This is a genomic window from Pandoraea soli, from assembly GCF_902459595.1.
Taxonomy (GTDB): Bacteria; Pseudomonadota; Gammaproteobacteria; order Burkholderiales; family Burkholderiaceae; genus Pandoraea; species Pandoraea cepalis.
Map to the genome: position 1 here is coordinate 342361 of NZ_CABPSG010000004.1, position 24303 is coordinate 366663.

At 64.4% G+C, this 24303-nt stretch carries 20 protein-coding genes and 1 tRNA gene; 13 read left to right on the forward strand and 8 right to left on the reverse strand.

Annotated features, from left to right (window positions below; genetic code table 11):
• The first annotated feature begins 85 nt into the window (after positions 1-85).
• Positions 86-1519, forward strand: a complete 1434-nt coding sequence (locus PSO31014_RS10170; RefSeq protein ID WP_150551497.1) for an NAD-dependent succinate-semialdehyde dehydrogenase — start codon at positions 86-88, stop codon at positions 1517-1519.
• 67 nt (positions 1520-1586) lie between these two features.
• Here the strand turns inward: PSO31014_RS10170 and PSO31014_RS10175 are convergent, their stop codons facing one another.
• A complete protein-coding gene (locus tag PSO31014_RS10175; RefSeq protein ID WP_150551498.1) occupies positions 1587-3251 on the reverse strand; it encodes a phosphoethanolamine transferase in 1665 nt (554 codons plus the stop codon).
• A gap of 228 nt (positions 3252-3479) precedes the next feature.
• Positions 3480-4256, reverse strand: coding sequence for a helix-turn-helix domain-containing protein (locus PSO31014_RS10180; protein WP_150551499.1), 777 nt, complete (start codon positions 4254-4256; stop codon positions 3480-3482).
• Between the two features lie 221 nt (positions 4257-4477).
• Between PSO31014_RS10180 and gltX the strand changes: the two genes are divergently transcribed.
• A complete protein-coding gene (gltX, locus tag PSO31014_RS10185; RefSeq protein ID WP_150551545.1) occupies positions 4478-5872 on the forward strand; it encodes a glutamate--tRNA ligase in 1395 nt (464 codons plus the stop codon).
• A 129-nt stretch (positions 5873-6001) separates the two neighbouring features.
• Here gltX and PSO31014_RS10190 read toward each other — a convergent pair whose 3' ends face one another.
• The gene (locus tag PSO31014_RS10190) at positions 6002-6868 is read right to left on the reverse strand and encodes an inositol monophosphatase family protein (RefSeq protein ID WP_150551500.1); all 867 of its coding nucleotides are present in this window, start codon (positions 6866-6868) and stop codon (positions 6002-6004) included.
• 444 nt (positions 6869-7312) lie between these two features.
• Here PSO31014_RS10190 and PSO31014_RS10195 point away from each other — a divergent pair, with 444 nt between their 5' ends.
• Entirely contained in the window at positions 7313-8131 is an 819-nt protein-coding gene (locus PSO31014_RS10195; protein ID WP_174976465.1) for an RNA methyltransferase, read from the forward strand.
• 148 nt (positions 8132-8279) lie between these two features.
• Entirely contained in the window at positions 8280-9059 is a 780-nt protein-coding gene (gene cysE / locus PSO31014_RS10200) for a serine O-acetyltransferase (protein WP_150551501.1), read from the forward strand.
• A gap of 88 nt (positions 9060-9147) precedes the next feature.
• Here the strand turns inward: cysE and PSO31014_RS10205 are convergent, their stop codons facing one another.
• From PSO31014_RS10205 to PSO31014_RS10220, 4 genes are all read right to left on the reverse strand, one after another.
• Entirely contained in the window at positions 9148-9966 is an 819-nt protein-coding gene (locus tag PSO31014_RS10205; RefSeq protein WP_150551502.1) for a UDP-2,3-diacylglucosamine diphosphatase, read from the reverse strand.
• 64 nt (positions 9967-10030) lie between these two features.
• Positions 10031-10525, reverse strand: coding sequence for a peptidylprolyl isomerase (locus PSO31014_RS10210; RefSeq protein WP_150551503.1), 495 nt, complete (start codon positions 10523-10525; stop codon positions 10031-10033).
• 44 nt (positions 10526-10569) lie between these two features.
• Positions 10570-11148 carry a peptidylprolyl isomerase gene (locus PSO31014_RS10215; protein ID WP_425494867.1) on the reverse strand — a complete coding sequence of 193 codons (579 nt, stop codon included), beginning with the start codon at positions 11146-11148 and terminating at the stop codon, positions 10570-10572.
• 70 nt (positions 11149-11218) lie between these two features.
• Positions 11219-11923: a tetratricopeptide repeat protein gene (locus PSO31014_RS10220; RefSeq protein WP_246176572.1), complete on the reverse strand. Its 705-nt coding sequence runs from the start codon at positions 11921-11923 to the stop codon at positions 11219-11221.
• A 270-nt stretch (positions 11924-12193) separates the two neighbouring features.
• Between PSO31014_RS10220 and cysS the strand changes: the two genes are divergently transcribed.
• From cysS to PSO31014_RS10260, 8 genes are all read left to right on the forward strand, one after another.
• A complete protein-coding gene (gene cysS / locus PSO31014_RS10225; RefSeq protein ID WP_150551506.1) occupies positions 12194-13597 on the forward strand; it encodes a cysteine--tRNA ligase in 1404 nt (467 codons plus the stop codon).
• 354 nt (positions 13598-13951) lie between these two features.
• Positions 13952-14815 carry a DNA-3-methyladenine glycosylase family protein gene (locus PSO31014_RS10230; protein WP_425494868.1) on the forward strand — a complete coding sequence of 288 codons (864 nt, stop codon included), beginning with the start codon at positions 13952-13954 and terminating at the stop codon, positions 14813-14815.
• A gap of 155 nt (positions 14816-14970) precedes the next feature.
• Positions 14971-15939 carry an acetyl-CoA carboxylase carboxyltransferase subunit alpha gene (locus PSO31014_RS10235; protein ID WP_017234704.1) on the forward strand — a complete coding sequence of 323 codons (969 nt, stop codon included), beginning with the start codon at positions 14971-14973 and terminating at the stop codon, positions 15937-15939.
• A gap of 49 nt (positions 15940-15988) precedes the next feature.
• Complete coding sequence (tilS, locus tag PSO31014_RS10240; protein ID WP_174976466.1) at positions 15989-17494, forward strand: tRNA lysidine(34) synthetase TilS; 1506 nt, start codon at positions 15989-15991, stop codon at positions 17492-17494.
• Positions 17495-17691: 197 nt separating this feature from the next.
• Positions 17692-18942: an aspartate kinase gene (locus PSO31014_RS10245; RefSeq protein ID WP_150551508.1), complete on the forward strand. Its 1251-nt coding sequence runs from the start codon at positions 17692-17694 to the stop codon at positions 18940-18942.
• A gap of 238 nt (positions 18943-19180) precedes the next feature.
• Positions 19181-19274 (forward strand) — tRNA-Ser (locus PSO31014_RS10250).
• Between the two features lie 121 nt (positions 19275-19395).
• On the forward strand, positions 19396-19737 hold the full coding sequence (locus PSO31014_RS10255) for an FKBP-type peptidyl-prolyl cis-trans isomerase (protein WP_150551509.1): 342 nt from the start codon (positions 19396-19398) through the stop codon (positions 19735-19737).
• 148 nt (positions 19738-19885) lie between these two features.
• On the forward strand, positions 19886-21103 hold the full coding sequence (locus PSO31014_RS10260) for an MFS transporter (protein WP_150551510.1): 1218 nt from the start codon (positions 19886-19888) through the stop codon (positions 21101-21103).
• A 60-nt stretch (positions 21104-21163) separates the two neighbouring features.
• On the opposite strand, the gene PSO31014_RS10265 is transcribed toward PSO31014_RS10260, so the two are convergent.
• Positions 21164-22054 carry an aspartyl/asparaginyl beta-hydroxylase domain-containing protein gene (locus tag PSO31014_RS10265; RefSeq protein WP_246176573.1) on the reverse strand — a complete coding sequence of 297 codons (891 nt, stop codon included), beginning with the start codon at positions 22052-22054 and terminating at the stop codon, positions 21164-21166.
• Positions 22055-22329: 275 nt separating this feature from the next.
• Here PSO31014_RS10265 and PSO31014_RS10270 point away from each other — a divergent pair, with 275 nt between their 5' ends.
• Complete coding sequence (locus PSO31014_RS10270) at positions 22330-24297, forward strand: extracellular solute-binding protein (protein ID WP_150551511.1); 1968 nt, start codon at positions 22330-22332, stop codon at positions 24295-24297.
• Positions 24298-24303: the final 6 nt, after the last annotated feature.

A 24303-nucleotide genomic window follows, 5' to 3' on the forward strand; every position in this document is an offset into this window, starting at 1 on the left:
TACCGGCCTGGCCGCGCCGGCAGGGCAACAGGAATCTGCCGCCTGCGTTATGCTGTTGGACGTGTTGCCAACCGGAGACTTCAGCATGTCGCATAACGTAGAGCTTTTCATTAACGGGCAGTGGAAAGGGGGCGCGGAAGGCCTCACGCTGCCGATCGAAAACCCGGCCACTGGCGAAACCATCGGAACCGTCGCGCGCGCGACCCAGCCGGATCTCGACGCAGCCCTCGCAGCGGCCGAAGCGGGCTTTGCCAAGTGGCGCGAAATCGCACCGTTCGAGCGCGCCAAGCTCATGCGCAAGGCCGCGGGTCTACTGCGCGAGCGCGTCGGCGACATCGCACGTCAGATGACGATGGAGCAGGGCAAGCCGATCGGCGAAGCCAAGGGCGAACTGCTCTCGGCGGCCGACATCATCGAATTCTTCGCGGAAGAGGGCAAGCGCGCCTACGGCCGTCTGGTGCCGGCCCGCGTGCCGAACGTCTACCAGATGGTGATCCCGACGCCGGTCGGTCCGGTGGCGGCATTCACGCCGTGGAACTTCCCGGTCAATCAGGTGGTGCGCAAGGTCTCGGCCGCGCTGGCGGCCGGTTGCTCGGTGATCGTCAAGGCACCGGAAGAAACGCCTGCGTCGCCCGCTGGGCTGATTCGCGCCTTCGCCGACGCCGGACTGCCCGACGGTGTCCTGAACCTGGTGTATGGCGTGCCTGCCGAAATTTCGTCGTATTTGATCCCGCATCCGACGATCCGCAAAGTGTCGTTCACGGGTTCCACGCCGGTGGGGAAGCAACTGGCGGCGATGGCCGGTCTGCACATGAAGCGTGTGACGATGGAACTCGGCGGGCATGCGCCGGTGCTGATTTTCAACGATGCCGATATCGCTGCCGCCGTGCGCAATCTTGCCGCCGGCAAGTTCCGCAACGCCGGTCAGGTGTGTATCGCACCGACGCGTTTCCTCGTGCAGCGCGGCGTGTACGATCAGTTCGTCGACGCCTTCGTGAAGGCCGCCGAAGCGGTGCGCGTGGGCAACGGGCTGGATCCGGAAACGACGATGGGTCCGCTGGTCAATGGCAAGCGTTTCGAGGCGATCAGTGCGATCGTCGACGATGCCGTTGCCCAAGGCGCTCAGCTCAAGACCGGCGGTAAGCGTGCGGCCGAAGGCGGTCACTTCTATGCGCCGACGGTGCTGTGCAACGTTCCGATGAGCGCGAAGATCATGCATGAAGAGCCGTTCGGGCCGGTCGCGATCGTCAATCCGTTCGATACGGAAGAGGAAGCCATTGCCGAGGCGAACCGTCTGCCGTACGGCCTGGCAGCGTATGCGTACACGACGTCGCAAGGTACGGCGCATCGCCTGTCGGCGCGCGTCGAGACCGGTATGCTGACGATCAACCATTCGGGCCTGGCCCTGCCGGAAGTGCCGTTCGGCGGCGTGAAGGACAGCGGCTACGGTTCGGAAGGCGGACCGGAAGCGCTTGAAGCGTACCTGCAGCCGAAGTTTGTGTCGCGGCTGGAGGTCTGACGCGGGACTGGTCCGGGTCATCTGCGAGAAATCAGCAGATAACCGTCGGGTCGCAAGCCGATGCGAGCTATCGCATCGGCTTTTTTGTTGCCCCGTCGGCCGATGCCATATCCATCGGTGCTCGATACGGGCGTCCGTTGATGCTGCGCGCTAGCGGGGCAAACGCGTCGCTCAGCACGTCGTGCGACGCGTTGTAGTAAGCCGTGTCGATGTCGAGCAGACCGAGCATGGTGTGTTCGAGCCGGTCGGTTTGATAGGGGCGGGATTCCAGCGTTGCGCGCCGCTTCGCATCGATCCTGTCGCGTGTCCAGACGAGCATCGGGATCTCGTAGCCGGACGCATCGGCGACGGACTGCCCGGTGTGATTGCGCGTGTGGCCAACCTCCTGGGCGTGGTCTGAGCTGAACAGTAGGCTGGCGTCGGACGTCGCCGTGGCCGCCATGGTCTTGCGGATCAGACTGGCGACCACGTAATCGTTGTAGGCGATGGCGTTGTCATACTCATTGCGCAAGCGACGCACCCACAGCGAGCGACCTTGCGTTGCGAGTCGGCTCATGACGGCATCGTCCGTGTTGTCGAAGCGCGCGAAGACCTCCGGGTAACGCATATCGTAGGTCGGGTGCGCGCCGAGCAGATGCACGACGATAAGCTTGCGGGGGGCGTCGCTCGCGAGTGCGGCTTCGACCTCCGGCAGCAGGTTGCCATCGAAATTGTTCTCGCCGCGCCCCAAGCCCTTGTTGATGAAGACCCGCTCGTCGGCACGATTGGCGACGAGTCCCAGCCAGCCGTCGTTGGGCGCCTGATTCGAGATCCAGTAGGTGCGATATCCGGCTTCCTTGGCGAGCATGACGAGGTCGGGCTGACGCGTCCAGGCGTCGGGATCGGCGAGGCTTGCGGGGGTGAGCATCTTGATGAGCGAAGCCATGGTCGCGGGCTCGGACGACACCACGTCACGGAAGACGGTGAGCTCGCGTCGCATTGCGTCTAGCATCGGCGTGGTGTTGCGCGCGTAGCCGTAGAGCGACATGTTGTTGCGGTTCAGGCTCTCGCCGATCACCCACACAACGGTCTTGCGCGCGGGCCCGCGATACTGCACGCGCCAGTCGTTGCGCTGCGCCATGTTGCGGTCGAGTTCGCGTTGAAGCGTATCGGCGTGAGCGAGCTGTCGCTGGTAGTCGAGATAGCGGATCGGCCAGTAGAGCAGCGGGTTTTCCTTGGCCATCGTCGGATTCAGATGCAGCGCGAGAAAGCCGATGAGCAGGCTGGTCACGGCGATTTTGCCGCGACGTCGCATTGGCGGCGGAGCGTTCGCGGCCTCCGCCCGCGACAGGCGGCGCTCGAGCATGACGACCGCCGACATCAGCACGGCGAAGACGCCGCTGGCCTCGGCGAGGTCGCGCCAGTGGTGGTGGAAGAACTCGCTGGCTTCCGACGGGTTCGTGTTGAACACCGCTTGCAAGACCAGCAGATGGTTAGGGCGCAGACCGAAGTAGTCGCGCAGGAAGCCTTTGGTGGCTGCATCGAGAAAGAAGATCGCGATGATGCCGAGCGCTGTTGCGCTCAGCCATGCCGGGCGCGCGCGCAGCATCAGGCACAGGCCCGCGAGCCCGGGCACGGCGGTTGCCATGAGTGCCGCGCTCTTGCCGTACTCGTTGGCGCTGAGCATGCCGAACGCCCAGAACAGGGCGAGTCCGCCTAGTCCGATGAGCAGGCGGTAGAGAAGTGGTGTCAAAGTGCTTGTCTCCCAATGCGTCGCGCACGTCGTTGCGTGCCTGTCGATGGCCGCTTGATCGGCGCCGGGCCAGTGCCGGTTGGCATGCGGCGTGGCGCCTGGCACCGGTCAGCGCCGCAATTCGACCAGAAATTGGGAGATTGGTGTCGTGGATGCGAATATTTTTGGGCGAATTCCATTCGTTATTCGGCGCATTCCGACCAATTTGCCTGCACCCCAGCGATCGACTTAGCCTGAAGGGCCGCGGGCGAGACGCTCGCGCCGCCACGTGGCGGGGGGCTGGCCGTAGTGCTGGCGAAACGCGTGGGACAAGGCGCTTTGGTCGTTGAAGCCGACCTCCAGGGCGATGTCGGCGAGCGTTGCGTCGCCGGTGCTCAGCAATGCGGCCGCACGCGCAAGCCGCAGGCGCATCAGATGCTGGTGAGGGGTCTCGCCGGTGAGCGCGACAAAGGCATCGTGAAAATGGCGCACGCTCATGCCGGCTTCCCGCGCCAGCGTTCCCGTATTCGGTGGCGTTGCCAGCGCGTTGCGCAGTCGCGCGTCGATGCGCGCCAGGTCCAGCCGAACGGAGCGCTGTGCGGGGCGAGACGACGCCAGCCGCGCCGTGAGGGCGCCCAGCCAAGCGCGCACGACAGGGTCGTCCGCGCTCAGGGGACGCTCGCCGTCCATGCGCGCGCTCACGCGCCGGGCCAGTGCCAGCAGGTTCGCGTCGAGCGTAAAAAAAGCCTCGTGCGCAAACGCGCGCTGCGCGCCCGTCGCCGCTGCCAGGCGCGACGGGACATCCAGCACGACTTGTCGGTTGGGGCCGTCGCCCCGATACTCATGCCGCACGCCGGCCGGAATCACCACGCCGTTGCGCGCGCCCACACGCCCGTATTGCGTTGCGTCGCCTTCCAGCGACATCGACATGCGCCCGGACAGTCCGATCACGACCTGATGAAAGTCGTGGGTGTCGGTGCGATCGGTCGGGCAGTATTCGCGGAGCGCGAGGATCGGGATGGACATGGCAGGATGAGAAGACTACGACCGTGAGCGAACGGCGACGTATCCGACGTTATCACCGATCGACGAAGTAATGCGCACAAGGGGGGGATGACCTCACGTTCTCGGTGAGTGCGCGCACGTGGCTGATATAATGCCAGCTTCCGAATGTTGGCGACCCGCCTGCGCGAGACCCTCCGCCGCGGGCGTTTTTGTTTGTCGCCGACGCGATGCACCCACGCCAAATCATGACCACTGTCCGCACCCGCTTTGCGCCTAGCCCGACCGGTTTCATCCATCTGGGCAACATCCGTTCCGCTCTCTATCCGTGGGCCTTCGCGCGTCACAATCACGGCGCGTTCGTGTTGCGCATCGAAGACACCGATCTCGAGCGTTCGACCCCGGAGGCCGTGCAGGTCATTCTCGAAGGCATGGAATGGCTCGGCCTCGATTACGACGAAGGTCCGTTCTACCAGATGCAGCGCATGGACCGCTACCGCGAAGTGCTCGAGCAACTGAAAGCCGCGGGTCACGTCTATCCGTGCTACATGAGCATGGAAGCCCTCGACGAGCTGCGCGAGCAGCAGCGCGAGCGTGGTGAGAAGCCGCGTTACGACGGTCGTTGGCGTCCAGAGCCGGGCAAGGTGCTGCCTGAGCCGCCGGCCGACGTGCAGCCGGTGCTGCGCTTCAAGAACCCGCTCGCCGGCAGCGTGGTGTGGGAAGACGCCGTCAAGGGCCGCATCGAAATCTCGAACGAAGAACTCGACGACCTGGTGATCGCGCGTCCGGACGGCACGCCGACGTACAACTTCTGCGTCGTCGTCGATGACATCGACATGGACATCACGCACGTGATTCGTGGCGACGACCACGTGAACAACACGCCGCGTCAGATCAACATTTTTGAAGCGCTCGGCAAGCAGCCGCCGATCTACGCCCACCTGCCCACGGTGCTTAACGACCAGGGCGAAAAGATGTCCAAGCGCAACGGCGCCATGAGCGTGGTCCAGTATCGCGAGGAAGGGTTCCTGCCCGAGGCGGTGGTGAACTATCTGGCCCGTTTGGGCTGGGCGCATGGCGATGCCGAAGTGTTCTCGCGTGAGCAGTTCGTGACGTGGTTCGATCTCGATCACCTGGGCAAGTCGCCCGCGCAGCACAATCCCGAAAAGCTGCTGTGGATGAACAACCAGTACCTGAAGCAGGCGGATAACGAGCGCCTGGCCGGTCTGACCGAGCCGTTCCTGCAGAAGGCGGGCGTGTCGATCGAAGGCGGTCCGTCGCTCGCAGGGGTGGTCGGGCTGTTCAAGGACCGGGCGAACACGATCAAGGACATCGCGGCGAGCGCCGAAATGTTCTATCGCAAGCCGGCACCGTCAAACGACGATCTGGCCCAGCACATGACGGATACCGCACGCGCGGCCGTGAAGGATCTTGGCGTGGCGCTGGCGGCGTTGCCCGAGTGGACGAAGGCGGCCATCTCGCCGGCATTCAAGGCCACGCTCGCCCAGCATGGCATGAAGATGCCGCAGCTCGCGATGCCGGTGCGTCTGCTCGTGGTCGGCACGACGCACACGCCGGCCATCGACGCCGTGCTCGAACTGCTTGGCCGCGATGCGGTGCTGGCGCGTCTGGGCGTCTGAGGCACCGCGCGCGAGCGCTTTCCGGGCCGCCAGCGGCGGCGCCGGAAACACAAAACCCCGGGATGCGCGAGCATCGCCGGGGTTTCTTGCGAGGGAGGCGCCATCACATCCAGCGCCCCTGCGCAGGCCTTACGACGGCAGGTTGCCTTCCGAGGCAACCGCGCTGGCGGCGCTGGCCCTGGCCGGCGACACTGGACGCTTGGCGCGCGAATAGCCTTCGAGCAGCTTGACCATCTGCGCGTAGATCTTCGGGTTGCCCGCGAGGACTTCGCCTTGGAACAGGAAGTCCGATTCGCCGGTGTAGTTGCCGACCAGACCGCCGGCTTCGGTAATCAGCAGGCTGCCGGCCGCCATGTCCCACGCGTTCAGGCCCTGCTCGAAGAAGCCGTCCATGCGGCCGGCCGCGACGTTGGCCAGATCGAGTGCCGCCGCACCCGGACGGCGGATGCCCGCGCAATGCTCGGTCATCGTGCCGAACATCTTCAGATAGTTCTCAACGCCTTGCAGGTCACGGAACGGGAAGCCGGTGCCGATCAGGCCATCGGCCAGACGATCGCGGCGCGACACGCGAATGCGCTTGCCGTCGAGAAAGGCGCCACGGCCACGCGATGCGGTAAACAGTTCGTTGCGGGTCGGATCGTAGATCACGGCTTGCGAAACGATACCCTTGTGGGCGAGTGCGACCGACGTGCAATAGTATTGCAGGCCGTGAATGAAGTTGGTGGTGCCGTCGAGCGGATCGATGATCCACTGGTATTCCGAACCCGACTTGCCATGTTCCTCACCCGATTCTTCGGCGAGGATGGCGTGGTCCGGATAGGCTTGCAGAAGGGTTTCGATGATCGCTTGCTCAGCCGCTTTGTCTACTTCCGTCACGAAGTCGTTGTGCTGCTTTTTGGTGACCTTGACAGTGTCGATGTCGAGAGAGGCGCGGCTGATGATGTTGCCGGCGCGGCGCGCGGCCTTCACCGCGATATTGAGCATGGGATGCTGCATGACAGATTCCTGTTAAGGCCATTGCCGACGGTACGCGCGACCCCCTCTGGGCCGGCCGTCAGGCATGGCAGACAAAGCGAACAAATTGAGCAAGAGCGATGTCCTGCAAGCGCCGCGCACCGGGTGGCGGCTCGTTTGCAAGGACGAAAACGCGTATTTTAGCAAAAACGCGGCGCCTGCGCTGTGGCGTCTTCGGGGTTGGGGCCTGCTTCTGACCCTTTTTCAAGATTTTGCGGTTTCATGGCGGTACCGGCGAGGTCCGGCGATCGGGGCCGTCATGACCGCCCGCAGCGTTCGCGATTCAGGGCAAAATAGCGACGTTTGCCGTTGAACGGCCGTCCGATCTGAATAACAAGCGGAAACCGATCTCGGTCCCGGTCATAGTCCCGATGACGGCGCGTCGTGTTTCCGCACGTCTCTGTTTCCACTCCTCATCACTGCCTCATGTCACAGTCTGCTGTTGCCCATCCCGCGTCGTCGTTGTTCGATCAAGTGCGTTTCGTGCTCAACGAGACGAGCCATCCCGGCAACGTCGGGTCGGCCGCTCGTGCGATCAAGACGATGGGGTTTGGCCGCTTGGTCCTGGCCGCACCGCGCGCGGGGGCAGACGTGCTGCGCGATCCGGAAGCCGTGGCGCTCGCGAGCGGCGCCGACGACGTGCTGGCGAATGCGTGGGTCGTGCCCGATCTCGATTCGGCCTTGCAGGGCGTGAGCTGGGCCGTCGCCTTGTCGGCGCGTTCGCGTGAATACGGGCCGCCCAATGCCGAGCCGCGCGAGAGCGCCGCAATCGCAGTGCAGCACGCGGGGCAGGGCGATGCGGTGGCGTTCGTGTTCGGTAGCGAGCGCACGGGTTTGTCCAATGACGATGTCGAGCGCTGCAATGCGCTTGTCCATATCCCGGCCAACCCGGTGTACAGCTCGCTCAATCTCTCGCAGGCGGTGCAACTCATCGCTTACGAAGTGCGCATGGGCTGTCTGGCGCGCGAGCGCGGCGAAGGGCCGCATGCCGCGACGCTGGCCGTGTCGCCGTCGGAACTGGATGCCACCGCGCATGCGTCGCTGGCGACACGCGATGACGTCGAAGGCATGCTCGTGCATCTGGAGCGCGCGCTCGTCGATCTCGATTTTCTCGACCCCGAGAATCCGAAGAAGCTCATGACGCGCCTGCGCAGACTCTTCGCGAAAAGTCATCTGGAGCGTGAGGAGGTCAATATCCTGCGCGGCATCGCGAAGCAGATTCTTGAGCGCAAGCGCCGGCAGTGACCCGCCACCGCTCGCCCCGCTTTTTGCACCCACAGTCCCCAGTGTGCCCGCCGTGCTCGACCTTCACGAAGGGCGCGGGACCCGGGTAACGCCGCGACGATCCGCGCCAGAGTGGCCGGACGCACACCACAGGATCGAATTCAGACTCATGTTCACCCGCCTTCGCGAAGATATTGCCGCCATTCGACAGAAAGACCCGGCCGCCCGCAGCAACTGGGAAGTCTTCACGTGCTACCCGGGCCTGCATGCTGTGATGCTGCATCGCGTTGCCCACGGATGCTGGACATCCGGCTTCAAATGGCTAGGCCGCTACGTGTCGCAATATGCGCGCTTTCTCACCGGCATTGAAATCCACCCGGGGGCGACGCTTGGCCGCCGCGTCTTCATCGATCACGGCATGGGCGTGGTGATCGGCGAGACGGCCGTCATTGGCGACGACTGCACGATTTACCAGGGCGTCACCCTCGGCGGCACGTCGCTTGCGCGCGGCGCGAAGCGCCACCCGACGCTGGCGCCCGGCGTGATCGTGGGTGCGGGCGCCAAGGTGCTCGGCGGCTTCACGGTGGGTGAGGGCGCGAAGATCGGCTCGAACGCGGTGGTGGTGAAGGCGGTGCCCGCCGGCGGCACGGCGGTGGGCAATCCCGCGCGCATCATTCGTCCCGACGCACCTCGCGAGGACGCGCAAGCCAAGCCGAACGACAACGGGCGCAAGCCGGAATTCTCCGCTTATGGCATTACGCCAAACGCCGACGATCCCGTCTCGCTTGCCATTCACGGACTGATCGAGAACGCGACCGATCAGGCGCACAAGATCGATGTGATGGTGGCTGCGCTCAACCAGCTTGGCGCGCATCTCGAAGCGCTTGGCGCGAGCAAGATCGATACCGCAGAGCTGCGCAAGCTGGGCAAGGAAATCCAGGACATGTAACGCGCCATGGCGCGAGGTCGTGCGGGTGCTTGCGAAAACGGCCCGTCATCCACACGGGCCGCTTTGCTTTGAAGGGGGGGGCAACGCCTTAGCTGTTGCCGGGGGCGGAGCCCGCAAGATCGATGGCGCGCATGCCGTGGCTGTCCCATTGCAGATAGCCGCCGCGCGGTGTTGCCACATCGAACTCCCAGTCGGGCAGCACCCAGCGCACGCGGCGGCCGTCGGCATGGCGTGCCGGACGATGCGTATGCCCATGGACGAGCGTGCGCTCACCGGCGGCGTCGAGCAGGGCGGCGATGGCCTGCGCGTTGGCATCGGCGTAGGCCATGCGACGCGCACCCTTGGCGGCACTGCGCCGCCGGATGCGATTCGCGATGGCCATGCGCAAGCGCAGCGGCAGCGTCAGGAAGAACGCCTTGCCGAGCGGCGAATGGGCGACGCGTCGAAAGCGCTGATAGCCCACGTCGTCGGTGCACAACTGATCGCCGTGACTGAGCACCAGCGCCTGCCCGAGAAACGAGAAGACGCACGGATCGTCGAGCAGGATCGCACCGGCCGCGCGTGCGAAGCGCTCGCCGAGGAGGAAGTCCCGATTGCCGCGCATCACGGCAATCGGCACGCCGCTCGCGGACAGTTCCGCCATGGCGGCCGTCATGCGACGTGCGAAGGCGCCGAGGGGTTCGGGGTGGGGCGTGGAGGCTTCGGTGCGGGTGTCGGTCGGCGTGTCGACGTCGAGCATGTCGTCGCCGATCCAGTATTCGAACAGGTCGCCGAGGATGAACAGGACGGACGCTTCACGCGCGGGGCCGCGCAGGAAGTCCTCGAAGACTTGCACCGTGCGCGGCAACGCCGGCGCGAGGTGAAGATCGGAAATGAAAAGCGCGGGCCCGTCGCCCCGTGGTGTCACAGGGCATGGCGAGCACCGCGCCATCGATGCTGACATCGAGGGTCTGCGTTGGCGGTGGGCGCGCTTACGCGACGATCACGGCCTTCTCGATGACGACGTCGTCCACCGGCACGTCCTGGTGGAAGCCCTTCGAACCCGTCTTCACGCCCTTGATCTGGTCGACGATGTCCTGGCCTTCAACGACCTTGCCGAACACGGCGTAGCCCCAGCCTTGCGGCGTCGGTGCGCTGTGGTTCAGGAAGTCGTTGTCGCCGACGTTGATGAAGAACTGCGCCGTGGCCGAATGCGGATCGTTCGTGCGGGCCATGGCCAGCGTGTACTTGACGTTCTTCAGGCCGTTGTTGGCTTCGTTCTCGATCGGCGCCTCGGTGGGCTTTTGCTTCATGCCCGGCTCGAAGCCGCCGCCCTGGATCATGAACCCGTTGATCACGCGGTGGAACACCGTGTTGTCGTAGAAGCCGTTCTTGACGTAGTTCAGGAAGTTCTCGACCGACTTCGGCGCCTTGTCGGCGTCAAGTTCGATGCGAATGACGCCGTGATTCGTATGCAGTTCAACCATGATGCTTTCCTTCAGATGAAATGGTCCCGTTGGGCCGGAGAATGTCAGCGCTTGACGACGCTGGCCGATTCGATCACGACGGGCGTGGCCGGCACATCTTGGTACATGCCCTTGCGGGTCGTGGCAACGCCCTTGATTTTCTCGACGGTATCCATGCCGGATACCACCTTGCCGAATACCGCGTAGCCGTAGCCGTCCGGGTTGGGGTAGTCCAGTGACGCATTATCCTTCACATTGATGAAGAATTGCGCGGTCGCGGAGTTCGGATTCGACGTCCGGGCCATTGCGATGGCGCCGGTCACGTTCTTCAGGCCGTTCTGCGATTCGATGGGGATCGGCGCGCGCGTGGGCTTTTCATTCATCTCCGGCGTGAAACCGCCGCCCTGAATCATGAAGTTGCCAATCACGCGATGGAAGATCGTGCCGTTATAGAAACCGCTGTTGACGTACTGAAGGAAGTTCTCGACCGTTTTCGGCGCGGCCTTCGGGTTGAGTTCGACGACGAAGTTGCCGGCCGACGTTTTGAACTGCACTTGCGGGCGGGCGTCTTGCGCGAATGCGCTCAGGCTCGTTCCCGACAGGGTGGCTGCGGCGAGTACGCCGCCGAGCAGCGCGCGACGCAGGCGATTCGGAAAGGTCATGCATGTCTCCGTAGGCAAAGAGGGTTCGATTCGTGGGAAGACGGGGGCGGGTTCAGTTGCCCGACTTGCCGACGTTCTTGAGTGCGCCGTTGTCGCCTGGCTTGGGGGCCGACGGCGTCTGGCTCACGGGCGCTGCGCGCTGCGGGGCGAGCATGTTGGACAAGATTTTTTCGCGGTTCGACACGCGCGCGGTCGGTGCGAGCTTGAGCGATTTCTGATACGCCTGCTGCGCGAGCTTGGCGTAGATGTCGCCGAGATTCGCGTAGGCCACGGCGAAACTCGGGTTGTTGCGAATCGCGCTCTCAAGGGCAGCGCGTGCCTTGTCGTACTCACCGACCTGCGCGTAGAGTGCCGCGAGGTTGTTGAACGGCTCGGGCAGCTCCGGGAAGTCTTGCGTGAGCGCGGTGAAGGCGTCGATGGCTTCGGCGTTGCGGCCCATTTCCATGAGCACGCGCCCGCGTGTGAAGCGCACTTGCGCGTCGCGAGGATATTGCTTGAGGTGTTCGTCGGCCTTCGCGAGCGCGTCGTTGAACTTGCCGGCGACGACCAGTTTGTCGATGGCCGACTCGCTGGCCTGCTGCGGTGTTTGCAGCGGTGCGGGCGGCGGCGGATCGGTGATGGCCTGTGCCCCGGCGGGGAGCGAGAACAACGTGCCCGCGAGGCCGAGGGTAACGCCGGCAAGCGCCAGCGCGCGGGCGCTGCGAGCGGCAGCGGCGACCGGGCGGTGTGCGCGGAGCAGGCGCGTTGCGGGAGACAAAAGAGACCGGCTTCGTTGCGTCATAGTGGGTGCTTGGGATACCTGAGAGGTGCGCAAGAGATGCTATACTCGGCCGCATTCTAACAAAACACCTGCGCCCGGCCCGCGCCATTTATTGTGATGGCGGTGGATACGGTTCGCAGGTTCGTTTTTTCTACCGCACGGCGCGCAGCCCGCCTCGCGATGTCGCCCCCGTCACGTCATGTGTGATGGCGCTGGAGACATCGTCGCAGCGCCCGGCGCTGGTGCCGCCCGGTCAAGCGCTTATCTATGGATTCACTGCGTGTCTACAACTCGCTCGCGCGAGACAAACAGCCGTTCGTATCGCTCGTTCCCGGCGAAGTCCGCATGTATGTCTGCGGGATGACGGTGTACGACTACTGTCACATCGGCCATGCGCGCGTCATGGTGGTGTTCGATATGGTGCAACGTTGGCTGCGAACGCTCGGGTACCGCGTGACCTACGTGCGCAACATTACCGATATCGACGACAAGATCATCAAGCGTGCCGTCGAGAACGGTGAAACGATGCGCGAATTGACGACGCGCTTCATTGCCGCCATGCACGAAGATGCCGACGCGCTTGGCGTGCAGCGCCCCGATCACGAGCCGCGTGCCACCGACTTCATTCCACAGATGGTCGACATGATCGGCACGCTGCAACGCAACGGTTACGCCTATCAGGCCGACGACGGCGACGTGAATTATGCCGTGCGCAAGTTCGCCAGCTACGGACAACTCTCGGGCAAGTCCATCGAGGATCTGCGCGCTGGCGAGCGGGTTGCCGCCAATGCCGCGAAGCAGGATCCGCTCGACTTCGTGCTGTGGAAGCGCGCCAAGGAGACCGAGCCCGACGAGTCGAAGTGGGCCTCGCCGTGGGGCGCGGGCCGTCCGGGCTGGCACATCGAGTGCTCGGCGATGAGCTGCCAGTTGCTCGGCAATCACTTCGATCTTCACGGCGGCGGGGCGGATCTGCAGTTCCCGCATCATGAGAACGAAATCGCCCAGAGCGAAGGCGCGACGGGCGAGACGTTCGTGAACTACTGGATGCACAACGGTTTCGTGCGCGTGGACAACGAGAAGATGTCCAAGTCGCTTGGCAACTTCTTCACGATTCGCGAAGTGCTCGCGAAGTTCGACGCGGAAGTCATTCGCTTTTTCATTCTGCGCGCGCAATACCGCAGCCCGCTCAATTACAGCGATGCGCATCTCGACGACGCGCGCGGTGGCCTGACGCGCCTGTACACGGCGCTCAAGGACGCGGCGGGCGATGGTGCGCCGCTCGACTGGAACGAGCCGTTCGCGCAGCGTTTCGCCGCGGCGATGAACGACGACTTCAATACGGCCGTGGCCATCGCCGTACTGTTCGATCTCGCTGGCGAGATCAACAAACAGCGCGATCCGGTGCTCGTGCGTCAGTTGCAGGGACTCGCCGCTACGCTTGGCCTGCTTGGCCGCGATCCGCAATCGTTCCTGCAAGGGGCGGCGGGGAGCGACTCGGCGGGCGACGACGACGGCTTGCGGGCGTCGGTCGAGGCGCGCATTGAAGCCCGTGCGCAAGCCAAGCGCGAACGCAATTTCGCCGAGGCCGATCGTATTCGCGCCGAACTGCTGGCCGAAGGCATCGTGCTGGAAGACCGTCCCGGAGGCGCCACCGAATGGCGCCGTGCCTGAGCGCGACGCATCGAGGCAAATTTCATGGTGACTCGTAACTCCGTGGCCGCTAAGGTGGCGACCAAGACTGCCGCAACGAAGGGCGCGAAGGGGGCCGGGAAGGCCGCCAAATCGGTCTCGCCGACCGAGGACGGTGAACGTCGTGCGCCGGCCAAGGCGGCCGGCAAGCGCGCGACGACGACCGTCAAGTCGGGGCGCAAGACCTCGGCGGACAACACGGCGGCGAAGACAACGCAAGCCGGTGCCGCACGCAAGGCCGCGCCGCCACCGGCGCAAGAAGCCGTAAAGCAGGTCGCGCAAAAAGTCGCCAGAAAAGTCGCAGGGAAGGGCGTGGAAAAGGGCGTACAAAAGGGCGTGCAAAAGGGCGCCGACAAGGTCGCAAAAAAAGCCGCACCGAAGACCGCACCGAAGGCGGGAACGAAGGGTGCGCGCAAGGCGCCGGTGAAGTCCGCGCCGTCGACGCCCGACGACTCGCGCCGGGTCATCGCCAAGCGCGATGGCGAGACGCGTATCGTGACGCCCGAGATCGAGCGTATCGATCACGACATTGTCGAACAGGCCGTGACAGGCGTGGTGCCGCTGCCGGTGGCGGCCGGGGCGACGCGTCCGCTCTACTGGGATCAGGCCTGCGCCGATCTCATGAAGCGCGACCGCATTCTCAAGAAGTTGATTCCTCAGTTTGGGCCGGCTCACCTGACCGGGCGCGGCGAGCCGTTCGTCACGCTGGCGCGCTCGATCGTCGGTCAGCAGATCTCGGTGAAGGCTGCGCAGGCCGTGTGGGATCGTGTGCAGGCCACCTGTCCAAAACTCACGCCGGCGCAGTTCGTCAAGGTAGGGCACGATGCGCTCGCCGGTTGCGGGCTGTCGCGCCGCAAGGCCGAGTACATCCTCGACCTGGCAAAGCACTTCAAATCGGGCGCGCTACACGTCGACGCCTGGGCCAGCATGGACGACGAGGCGGTCATTGCAGAATTGACCAGCATTCGCGGCATCGGCCGCTGGACCGCCGAAATGTTCCTGATGTTCAACCTGCTGCGCCCCGACGTCTTGCCGCTCGACGATGTCGGGCTGATCAATGCGATCAGCGTCAATTATTTCAGCGGGGAGCCCGTCACGCGCAGCGAAGCGCGGGAAGTGGCCGCCAATTGGGAGCCGTGGCGCTCCGTCGCCACCTGGTACATGTGGAGAAGCCTCGAACCGGTGCCCGTCGAATACTGAAAGTTCAGTCAAAGACGTATAATCCGCGTCCATCCCATCGTAACCAGTCATTATTGACGTCTATTGTGGATTGAGTGGCAATGAAAGTTGTCTATCTCGACCGGGTAGACGTTGCCGGCGGTACAATACGCTGCCGCATTTCCGGGGGAAGCCTGATGAAGAACACCTTTTTGGATTTTGAACAGCCCATCGCCGAGCTCGAAGCGAAGATTGAAGAGCTGCGCTTCGTGCAAGACGATTCCGCCGTCGACATTTCCGAAGAGATCGAGCGCCTCTCGAAGAAGAGCCAGCAGCTCACCAAGGACATCTATACGAACCTGTCGCCGTGGCAGGTTTCGCAAATTTCGCGTCATCCGCAGCGCCCCTACACGCTCGACTACGTTCGCGACATCTTTACCGATTTCCACGAGTTGCATGGCGATCGCTCGTTCTCGGACGATCTCGCCATCGTGGGGGGCATGGCGCGTTTCAACGGCCAAGCCTGCATGGTGATCGGTCACCAGAAGGGGCGCGACACAAAGGAGCGTGCGCTGCGCAACTTCGGCATGCCGCGTCCCGAGGGCTATCGCAAGGCCATGCGCCTGATGAAGCTCGCCGAGAAGTTCGGTCTGCCGATCTTCACGTTCGTCGACACGCCGGGCGCCTACCCGGGCATCGACGCCGAAGAGCGCGGCCAGTCCGAAGCCATCGGTCACAATCTGTTCGTCATGGCTGAACTCAAGACGCCGATCATCACCACGATCATCGGTGAAGGCGGCTCGGGCGGCGCACTGGCCGTGGCGGTTGCCGACACGGTCATGATGCTGCAGTTCTCGACGTACTCGGTGATTTCGCCCGAAGGTTGCGCGTCGATCCTGTGGAAGAGCGCGGCCAAGGCGCCCGAGGCGGCCGAGGCGCTGGGTCTGACGGCGCACCGCCTGAAGGCGCTGGGCCTGATCGACAAGATCATCAACGAACCGCTGGGCGGCGCGCATCGCGACCCGCTCGGCATGGCCGGCATGCTCAAGCGTGCGTTGGCCGATTCGCTGCGCCAGTTCCAGGGCAACAGCCACAAGGAACTGCTCGAGCGCCGCTTCGAGCGCCTGATGAGCTATGGCAAGTACAAGGAAGCGGTCGCGAAGTAACGCGCCTGCCACGGCGTCGTCGCCCTTGGTGGCGGTGACGTCCAATCCCATGCCTCATCACGATGCTTCCGCTGCCGCGTGCGCTTCTGCCCGAAGCGACGCGGCAGTCGTCCATGTGGACGTCGCGCTGCGCCTTGCCCTGGCGACGCACGTGACGCCGCACCTCGCGTCAGCCCCCGCCGCCCACGGCATCCCGCCTCTGGCCGTCGCGCTGAGCGGCGGACTCGACTCGATGGTGCTGCTCGATGCGCTGGCGCATTGGGTTCAGGCGCGTCGAGACGCGGGCGAGGCGATCGCACCGCCGCTGGCCATCCACGTCCATCACGGGCTGTCTACGCATGCCGACGCATGGCTCGCCGCGTGCGAGCGCGAGGCGCATCTGCGCGGGTTTGCGTTCGAGGCGCAGCGGGTAAGCGTGCGGCGCGACGCCCGGCAGGGCATCGAGGGCGCGGCGCGCGCGGCGCGCTATCAAGCGCTGGCGGCGTCTTGCAACGCGCACGGCGTGGGTTGGCTGCTGAGCGCCCACCACGCGAACGATCAGGCCGAGACCGTGCTGTTGCAGATGCTGCGCGGTGCAGGGCTACCCGGCGTGGCGGCAATGGCCGTGGAAGGTGTCTTGCCGGTTGCGGCAGGCGAGCCGAGTCGCGCGCGACTGCTGCGGCCGTTGCTCGACGTCTCGCGCGAGACGTTGCAGGCGTATGCGAAGGCGCGCTCGCTGTCGTGGGTCGAGGATCCGTCGAACGACGATCGTCACCACCTGCGCAATGCCCTGCGTCACGATGTCATGCCCGCGATCGCGGGCCACGTGCCCGCGTATCGGGAAACGCTGGCGCGGTTTGCGCGTCATGCGGCGCAAGCGCAGTCGCTGCTCGATCAGCTCGCGCAGGCGGATTTCGACATGGCCTGCCTGACCCCGGTATCTGGCGACGAGTGTTTGCAACGTAGCCGATTGCAAGTGCTGGACGTGCCGCGCCTGGCGAACCTTCTGCGGTACTGGGCGGCGCGTCGCGGATTGGCGATGCCGCAGGAGGCGCGGTTGGACGAATGGGTGCGACAGATTCGCGACGCGCACGACGACGCGTCGCTCGAATTGCCGCATGGCGACGCGGTCTTGCGTCTGTATCGCGATGCCTTGCAGTGGACTGCGGTGTACGACACGGCCCACCAGGACGATGGGGCGGCCGATGTCGTACTGCGATGGTCGGGCGAGCGCGAGTGGCACCTGCCGCAATGGCGGGGAAGCGTGGTGTTCGAGCCAGTGACCGTCGGCGAGACGAGCGAGGCGTTCATCGACGAGTGCGTGTTGCGCGCGCGGCCGCTCGTGGCGAGGGCGCGCGCGGGTGGGGAGCGATGGCGCGAACACGCCCAGGGCCATTCGCGTTCGCTGAAGCACTGGTACCAAAGTCGCGGCGTCGCGGCGTGGTTGCGCCATGTGCCGATCGTCTGGCAGGGAAGCGACATCGTGTTCGTGCCGCGCCTGGGGATCGACGGGGCGGCACAAACCGGTGAGAACAGCGGCGCGCGCTGGCGGATGATGTGGCGCGACGAAGCGTAAGCGACTGAAAACAGCACAATCTGCTGTCGAATGCGGCGCGCTGCGTCCTCGGCAGTGCAATCTGCGCCAGACTGGCTCAGGCGCGATACATTCGTGCGATAATCAAAAGTTCCGCGAATCGAAACGCTACCGATCCCCTTCGGCGGGTCTCCGTGCGTGATTCATAAACGGTTTCAAATCAATGTGTTAGCAATGTTATGGCTCTGATCGTACACAAATACGGCGGCACGTCGATGGGCTCGGTGGAGCGCATCAAGAATGTCGCCAAGCGCGTGGCCAAGTGGCACAAGGCCGGTTACAAGATGGTGGTGGTGCCGTCGGCCATGTCTGGCGAGACCAATCGTCTGCTGGGGTTGGCCAAGGAGATTTCGGCCCATCCCGATCCGCGCGAACTCGACGCCATTGCCGCCACGGGCGAGCAAGTGAGCGTTGCCCTGCTGGCGATGGCGCTCAAGGAAGCGGGTGTCGATGCCGTGAGCTATGCCGGATGGCAAGTACCGATCAAGACCGACAGCGCTTTCACCAAAGCCCGTATTTCGGAGATCGACGACACACGCGTGATGGCCGATCTCAATGCCGGCCGCGTGGTCGTCATCACGGGTTTCCAGGGGATCGATCCGAACGGCAACGTGACCACGCTGGGTCGCGGTGGCTCGGACACGTCGGCGGTGGCGGTGGCCGCTGCGCTCAAGGCCGATGAGTGCCTGATCTACACCGACGTCGATGGCGTGTACACGACCGACCCGCGCGTGGTCGACGACGCGCGTCGCCTCGACAAGGTCACCTTCGAAGAGATGCTGGAAATGGCCAGTCTCGGCTCGAAGGTGCTGCAGATCCGCTCGGTGGAATTTGCCGGCAAGTATCAGGTCAAGACGCGCGTGCTCTCGAGCTTGACCGACCCGATGATCGCGCTCGACGAAGAAGCGCGCTCGGGCACGCTGATTACTTTTGAGGAAGACGAACAAATGGAAAAGGCCATCATCTCGGGTATCGCATTCCAGCGCGACGAGGCCAAGATCACTGTGCGCGGCGTGCCGGATCGTCCGGGCATCGCCTACCAGATCCTCGGTCCGATCGCCGACGCGAACATCGATGTCGACATGATCATCCAGAACCTGAGCATCGAGGGGAAGACCGACTTCACGTTCACGGTGCCGCGTGGCGATTATCAGCGTGCCATGTCGTTGCTGCAAAAAGAGGTGCAGGGCCACATCGGTGCCGCCGAAGTCGTGGGCGACCCGAAGGTCTCGAAGGTGTCGATCGTGGGCGTGGGCATGCGCTCGCACGTCGGTATCGCCAGCAAGGCGTTCCGCACGCTGTCGGAAGAGGGCATCAACATTCAGCTGATCTCGACGTCCGAAATCAAGATCTCCGTGCTGATCGACGAGAAGTACATGGAACTGGCCGTGCGCGCGCTGCACAAGGCGTTCGAACTCGACCAGGCCTGAGCGTCGTTGACTTGACGGCACCGGGCGTGCCGCATGCGCGCAAGCGGCATGCGGCGCGACGCGACGCGACGCGCGATTTTCGCGCGGCAGTTCGGGGAATGTTCCCCAAGCGTGTCGAAGGCATGACACCTGCGCAAATAGTGTTGGATTTCGATGCGCATAATGTTTGACGACATCGCGAACAGTAGGTAATATCACGCCTTCGTTACATCACCTCCCTGATGTGACGACAAGTTTGGGAGACGTGGCCGAGAGGTCGAAGGCACTCCCCTGCTAAGGGAGCATCTGGGCCAAAACCTGGATCGAGGGTTCGAATCCCTCCGTCTCCGCCAAGTCGCCTTGGCGGAACACCCCCGGCTCTTCGCGGAGAGCCGGGGGTTTTTTCTTTCCCGAGTTCGCGCGTTGGCGATACCTCGCGCGTCGATACTCTTTCTGTTTCGAGCGAGGACAACCATGTCGATCATCACTACCGATTCCGGCCTGCAATACGACGATCTGCAAGTGGGCGATGGCGCCGAAGCCACGTCGGGCAAGACCGTCACCGTTCACTACACGGGCTGGCTGACCGACGGCAAGAAATTCGATTCCAGCAAGGACCGCAACGACCCGTTCGCCTTTGTGCTCGGCGGTGGCATGGTCATTCGCGGCTGGGATGAAGGCGTTGCCGGCATGAAGGTCGGCGGCAAGCGCAAGCTGGTCATTCCGCCCGAACTGGGCTATGGCGCACGCGGCGCCGGTGGTGTGATTCCGCCCAACGCCACACTGGTCTTCGAGGTCGAACTTCTGGACGTCTGAGCGATCGAAAGCCGTCACCAAGCGGCATCATCGATGCAATCGACACCCCCGGTGCCTCGCAGGTACCGGGGGTGTTGTCTTTTTACGTGGGCCTTCGCCATGCGCGATGGCTGCACAAAGGAGCCATTTTTAGGTGTCTCACCCCACCATGTCTGTGTCCCGATTCTGGTTTCCGTTCTCGCTCGTGCTCTTCGAGTTTGCCGTCTACATCTCGAACGACATGATCATGCCCGGCATGCCGATGGTCACGCGCGAATTCGGGGCGTCGGCGGACATGACCACGCTGGCGCTCACCGCGGCCATGCTCGGCAACGCCAGCCTGCAATGGCTGCTCGGACCGCTCGCCGATCGCTTCGGACGCCGTCGCGTGCTGCTCGGCGGTCTCGTGATGTTCATCGTCGCCTGTCTGGCCACGCACTACGTACAGACGATGCCGCAGTTCATTGCGCTGCGCTTCCTCCAGGGCATGGGCTGCTGCTTCGTGCTGACGGTGGGCTATCCGACCGTGCACGAAGCGTTCGACGAGAAGACGGCGGTACGCGTGATGGCGCTCATGGCGAATGTCTCGCTGCTCTCGCCGCTGTTCGGTCCGCTCGCGGGTGCGGCCGTGGTGTCGTACTGGCCATGGCGCAGCATCTTCTGGCTCATCGCCATCGTGGCCGTGTTTTCGTTCGTGGGGCTGTATCGCACCATGCCGGAACTGTCGCGCCATGACCGCACGGCGCTGAACGCGAAGCAGCTCTGGATGGGCTACAAGCTGCCGCTCTCGAGCGCGCGGTTTTGGCGCGGTGCCGTGCTCACGGGCCTTGCCATCACGCCGCTGCTGACATGGATCGCCCTCGGCCCGGTGTTCCTGATCGAGCGCGCCGGCTTGTCGCAGATGCACTACGCGTTGCTGCAAGTGCCGGTCTTCGCGGCGCTGATCTTCGGCAATGTGTTGCTCGCGCGTCAGGTCGGGCGCTGGTCGAATGGCCGATTGCTGGCGATGGGCGTGGCGGCGATGCTGATGGGTGCGGCGGTGTCGCTCATCGGTACGGCGATTCTCGCGCCGGGCTATCCGGCCCTGCTCGTTGGCACGTCTTTGCATGCGTTCGGCATGGGCATGTGTTACGGGGTCGTGTATCGCCAGTCGTTGTTCGCTGTCGAGAGTCCCAATCGCGCGACGGTGGCCGGCATGCTCAGCATGATCACCATCGTTGTGGCAGTGGCTGTGATCGAGACGATGAAGGTGGCGTACCTCCACTTCGGCGATGCCGCGCTCGGCATCGGCGCGATGATGGCGGCGGCGCTGGTCGCGGTGCTTGCGGCGAACTTCGTCCCACCGCCCGCGCAGGACGCGCTCGCGCAGCCCGGCCGGCCTTCGTAAGTCCGACCCCCCCACTGAAACGCCAGCGAAAACGTCGCTGGCGTTTTTTTATGCGTCGCGTCAGCCGTGTGCGCGGTCGTCGGCCACGGTCTCCGTGCTCGGCGAGTCTGCTTTCTCAGAGGGCGTCGCCGGGTTGGCGGCCGAAGCGTTGGGCGCCGGCTTGCCCGTGGCATTGTCCGCGGCCGCCGTGGGCACCGCGTAATAATCGCGCTCCCACTGCTCGTGATTGGCCTTGGCCTGCTGCAACTCCGGCGTGAGCGGCGCGAAGGCCAGCAGCAACTTGTTGAGCCACGATACGGGGACTTTGCATGGGCGCTCGAAATCGACGAACAGCACCACGCGTGTCTCGTCCGTGTCGTTGTGCACCTGATGTGGATAGGCGTCGTCGAAGACCACGGCGCGGTTCGCTTGCCAGACATAACGCTGACCGTCGACTTCGATCCAGCAGTGCTCCCGCTCACGCGGCACCTTCAGTGCAAGATGCAGGCGCAGCACGCCGTTGTACGGTCCGCGATGCAGTGGGATCTGCTTGCCCGGCGCGAGGATCGAGAAGAACGCGGTGCGCAACCCGGGAATGCCGTCAAGGGCGGCCGCGGTGGCCGGGCAGCGCGCGAGATTGCGCTCGGCGCGCATGCCGTAGCCGAGAAACACGAAGGTCTGCCACTGATGATCCTGCGTGATGGTGGCGACGTCGGGCGAGATTTCGTGAAACGCCGGCAAACGCCCGGGCGTGGCGAGGACGGCGTCGAGTTCCGCGGCGATGGCCGGCGCCTGCGCTTCGAGCGCATCGACCCACGGGAACTGCGCGTTGTCGAAAATGGGTCGGTCGCCGACCAATGACCCACGCGCAATACGACGTTGCGCCGCTTCCACGCAATGAAAGAAAAATCGGGCGAGCCAGCGAGGCAGGGTACGGTTGGGGTTCTGCGCGGGCGATCGTGTAGCACGCAACGTCGGCCTCCAGGGCGGGAACAGGGGAACCGGGCCGGCGAGATTGTGTCTTTCAGTGCGGTAACCGCCGGGCTTTTGGGTACAATTGTCGCGCGCTCCGGCCATGTCGCCAAGCCTCGTGCGGGAATTGTGCGTGACGGCACAGGGGTGTGCCATTACGAGATGTTACGCGCCGTTTTGCCACGTCGCCAAACACGGTGGCGGGGCGAAGGGGAGGGGGCTGGATGCGTCCGGGCCCCGGCAGGCTGGCGCTGGCCGACCAACACAGGAGACGCATGAAAGCGCCCACTTCACGGCACCCATACACGACACGCGGCTCGCTCATCCGCGTCGTGTCTTCTCTGGTCCGCGTGCTGAGCGTCGTTCCTGCCCTCGTTCCGGCGCTCGCCGTCGCCCTGTTGCTGGCGCCGTCGGCGCAGGCGAAGTACGCCATTGCCCAATACGGCGAACCGAAGTATCCGCAAGGGTTCACACACTTCGACTACGTCAATCCCGATGCGCCTCGTGGCGGCACGCTGACGCTGGCGAATCCCGACCGCCGCACCAGCTTCGACAAGTTCAATCCATTCACGCTGCGCGGCACGTCGGCCCCGGGGGTGCTCGGCCTCATGTTCGAGACGCTCGGCATTGGCAGCGCCGACGAACCCGCCACCGTCTACGGCCTGCTCGCCGACGACATCGCGGTGGCGCCCGATGGCGCGTCGGTCACGTTCCACCTCAACCCGGCCGCACGCTTCAACAACGGCGACGCGGTGACGGCGCAAGACGTCAAATATTCGTTCGATACGCTGATGAGCCCGCAGGCATCGCCGGGCTTCAAGGTCATGTTCGCAGACGTGAAAAGTGTGAGCGTGCTCGACGAGCGTCGTGTGCGCTTCGACTTCCGTCGCGTGAGTCCAGACCTGCCGCTGCTCGTGGCCACGGTGCCGGTGTTTTCGCCCAAGTGGGTGGCCGGCGCGAACGGCAAGCGCAAGGCCTTCGACGCGCTGACGTTCGAGACGCCCATCGCCAGCGGCCCGTATCTGATTGAGTCGTATGACGGCGGACGGCGCATCACCTTCCGGCGCAACCCAAAATACTGGGGCAACGCGTTGCCCGTGCGACGCGGCACCTATAACTTCGAGCGCGTCGTCTACAAGCTGTACTCCGACGACATCGTGCGGCTCGAAGGCTTCAAGGCGGGCGAGTTCGATGCCATCACCGAATACCGCGCCCGCAGCTGGGTGCGCAGCTACGTGGGCAAGCGCTTTCGCGATGGCGAACTGATCAAGCGCGAGTTCGCGCATCACAATACGGCGGGCATGCAAGGCTTCATCCTGAACGTGCGACGCGACCGATTCCGCGATGTGCGCGTGCGCCGGGCGCTGGATCTTGCGCTCGATTATCAGTGGCTTAACCGTCAACTGTTCTACAACCAGTACCAGCGCATCGACAGCTATTTCACCAACAGCGATCTCGCCGCGCGCGGCCTGCCGAGCGAGGCGGAGCGCAAGTTGCTCGAACCGCTGCGCAAATCGCTCGATCCGGCCGTGTTCGGGCCGATGGTCGTGCAGCCGACGACGACCCCGCCGGCCAGTCTGCGTGAGAACCTGCGCCAGGCGCGCGAGCTGCTGGCACAGGCCGGCTGGACCTATCGCGACGGTGCGCTACGTAACGCGAAAGGCGAGCCGTTCGTCTTCGAGTTTCTCGATGATGGCGGCGCAATGGGACCAGTCGCCTCGGCTTACGCACGCAACCTCGCAAAGCTGGGCATTACGCTGAACTTTCGCACGAGCGACTTCGCGTTGTATCAGAAGCGTCTGGAGGCGTTCGACTTCGACATGATCTCGCTGCGCTATCCCGATTCGCAGATTCCAGGCACTGAATTGCTCGACCGCTTCGGCAGCCAGTCGGCCGACGTGGAGGGCTCGGATAACGCCATTGGCCTGAAGGATCCGGCGGTCGATGCGCTCGTGGCCGATCTCGTGCGTGCGCATACCTACGACGACCTCGTGGCTGCGGCACGCGCGCTCGATCGCGTGCTGATGCACGGCTACTACATCGTGCCGCACTGGTTCTCGTCGACGCACCGCATGGCCTACAAGCAGTATCTGCACTTCCCGGACAAGTTGCCGAAGTACTACACCGCCGAAGGCTGGCTCGTGTCGACGTGGTGGGATTCGCGTGTGGGGCAGACGCAGGCGGCGACGCCAGGGGCGTCGATACCCGCCGCGCCGTCTCCGGCGTCTGCCGCGTCCCGATAGATCTTC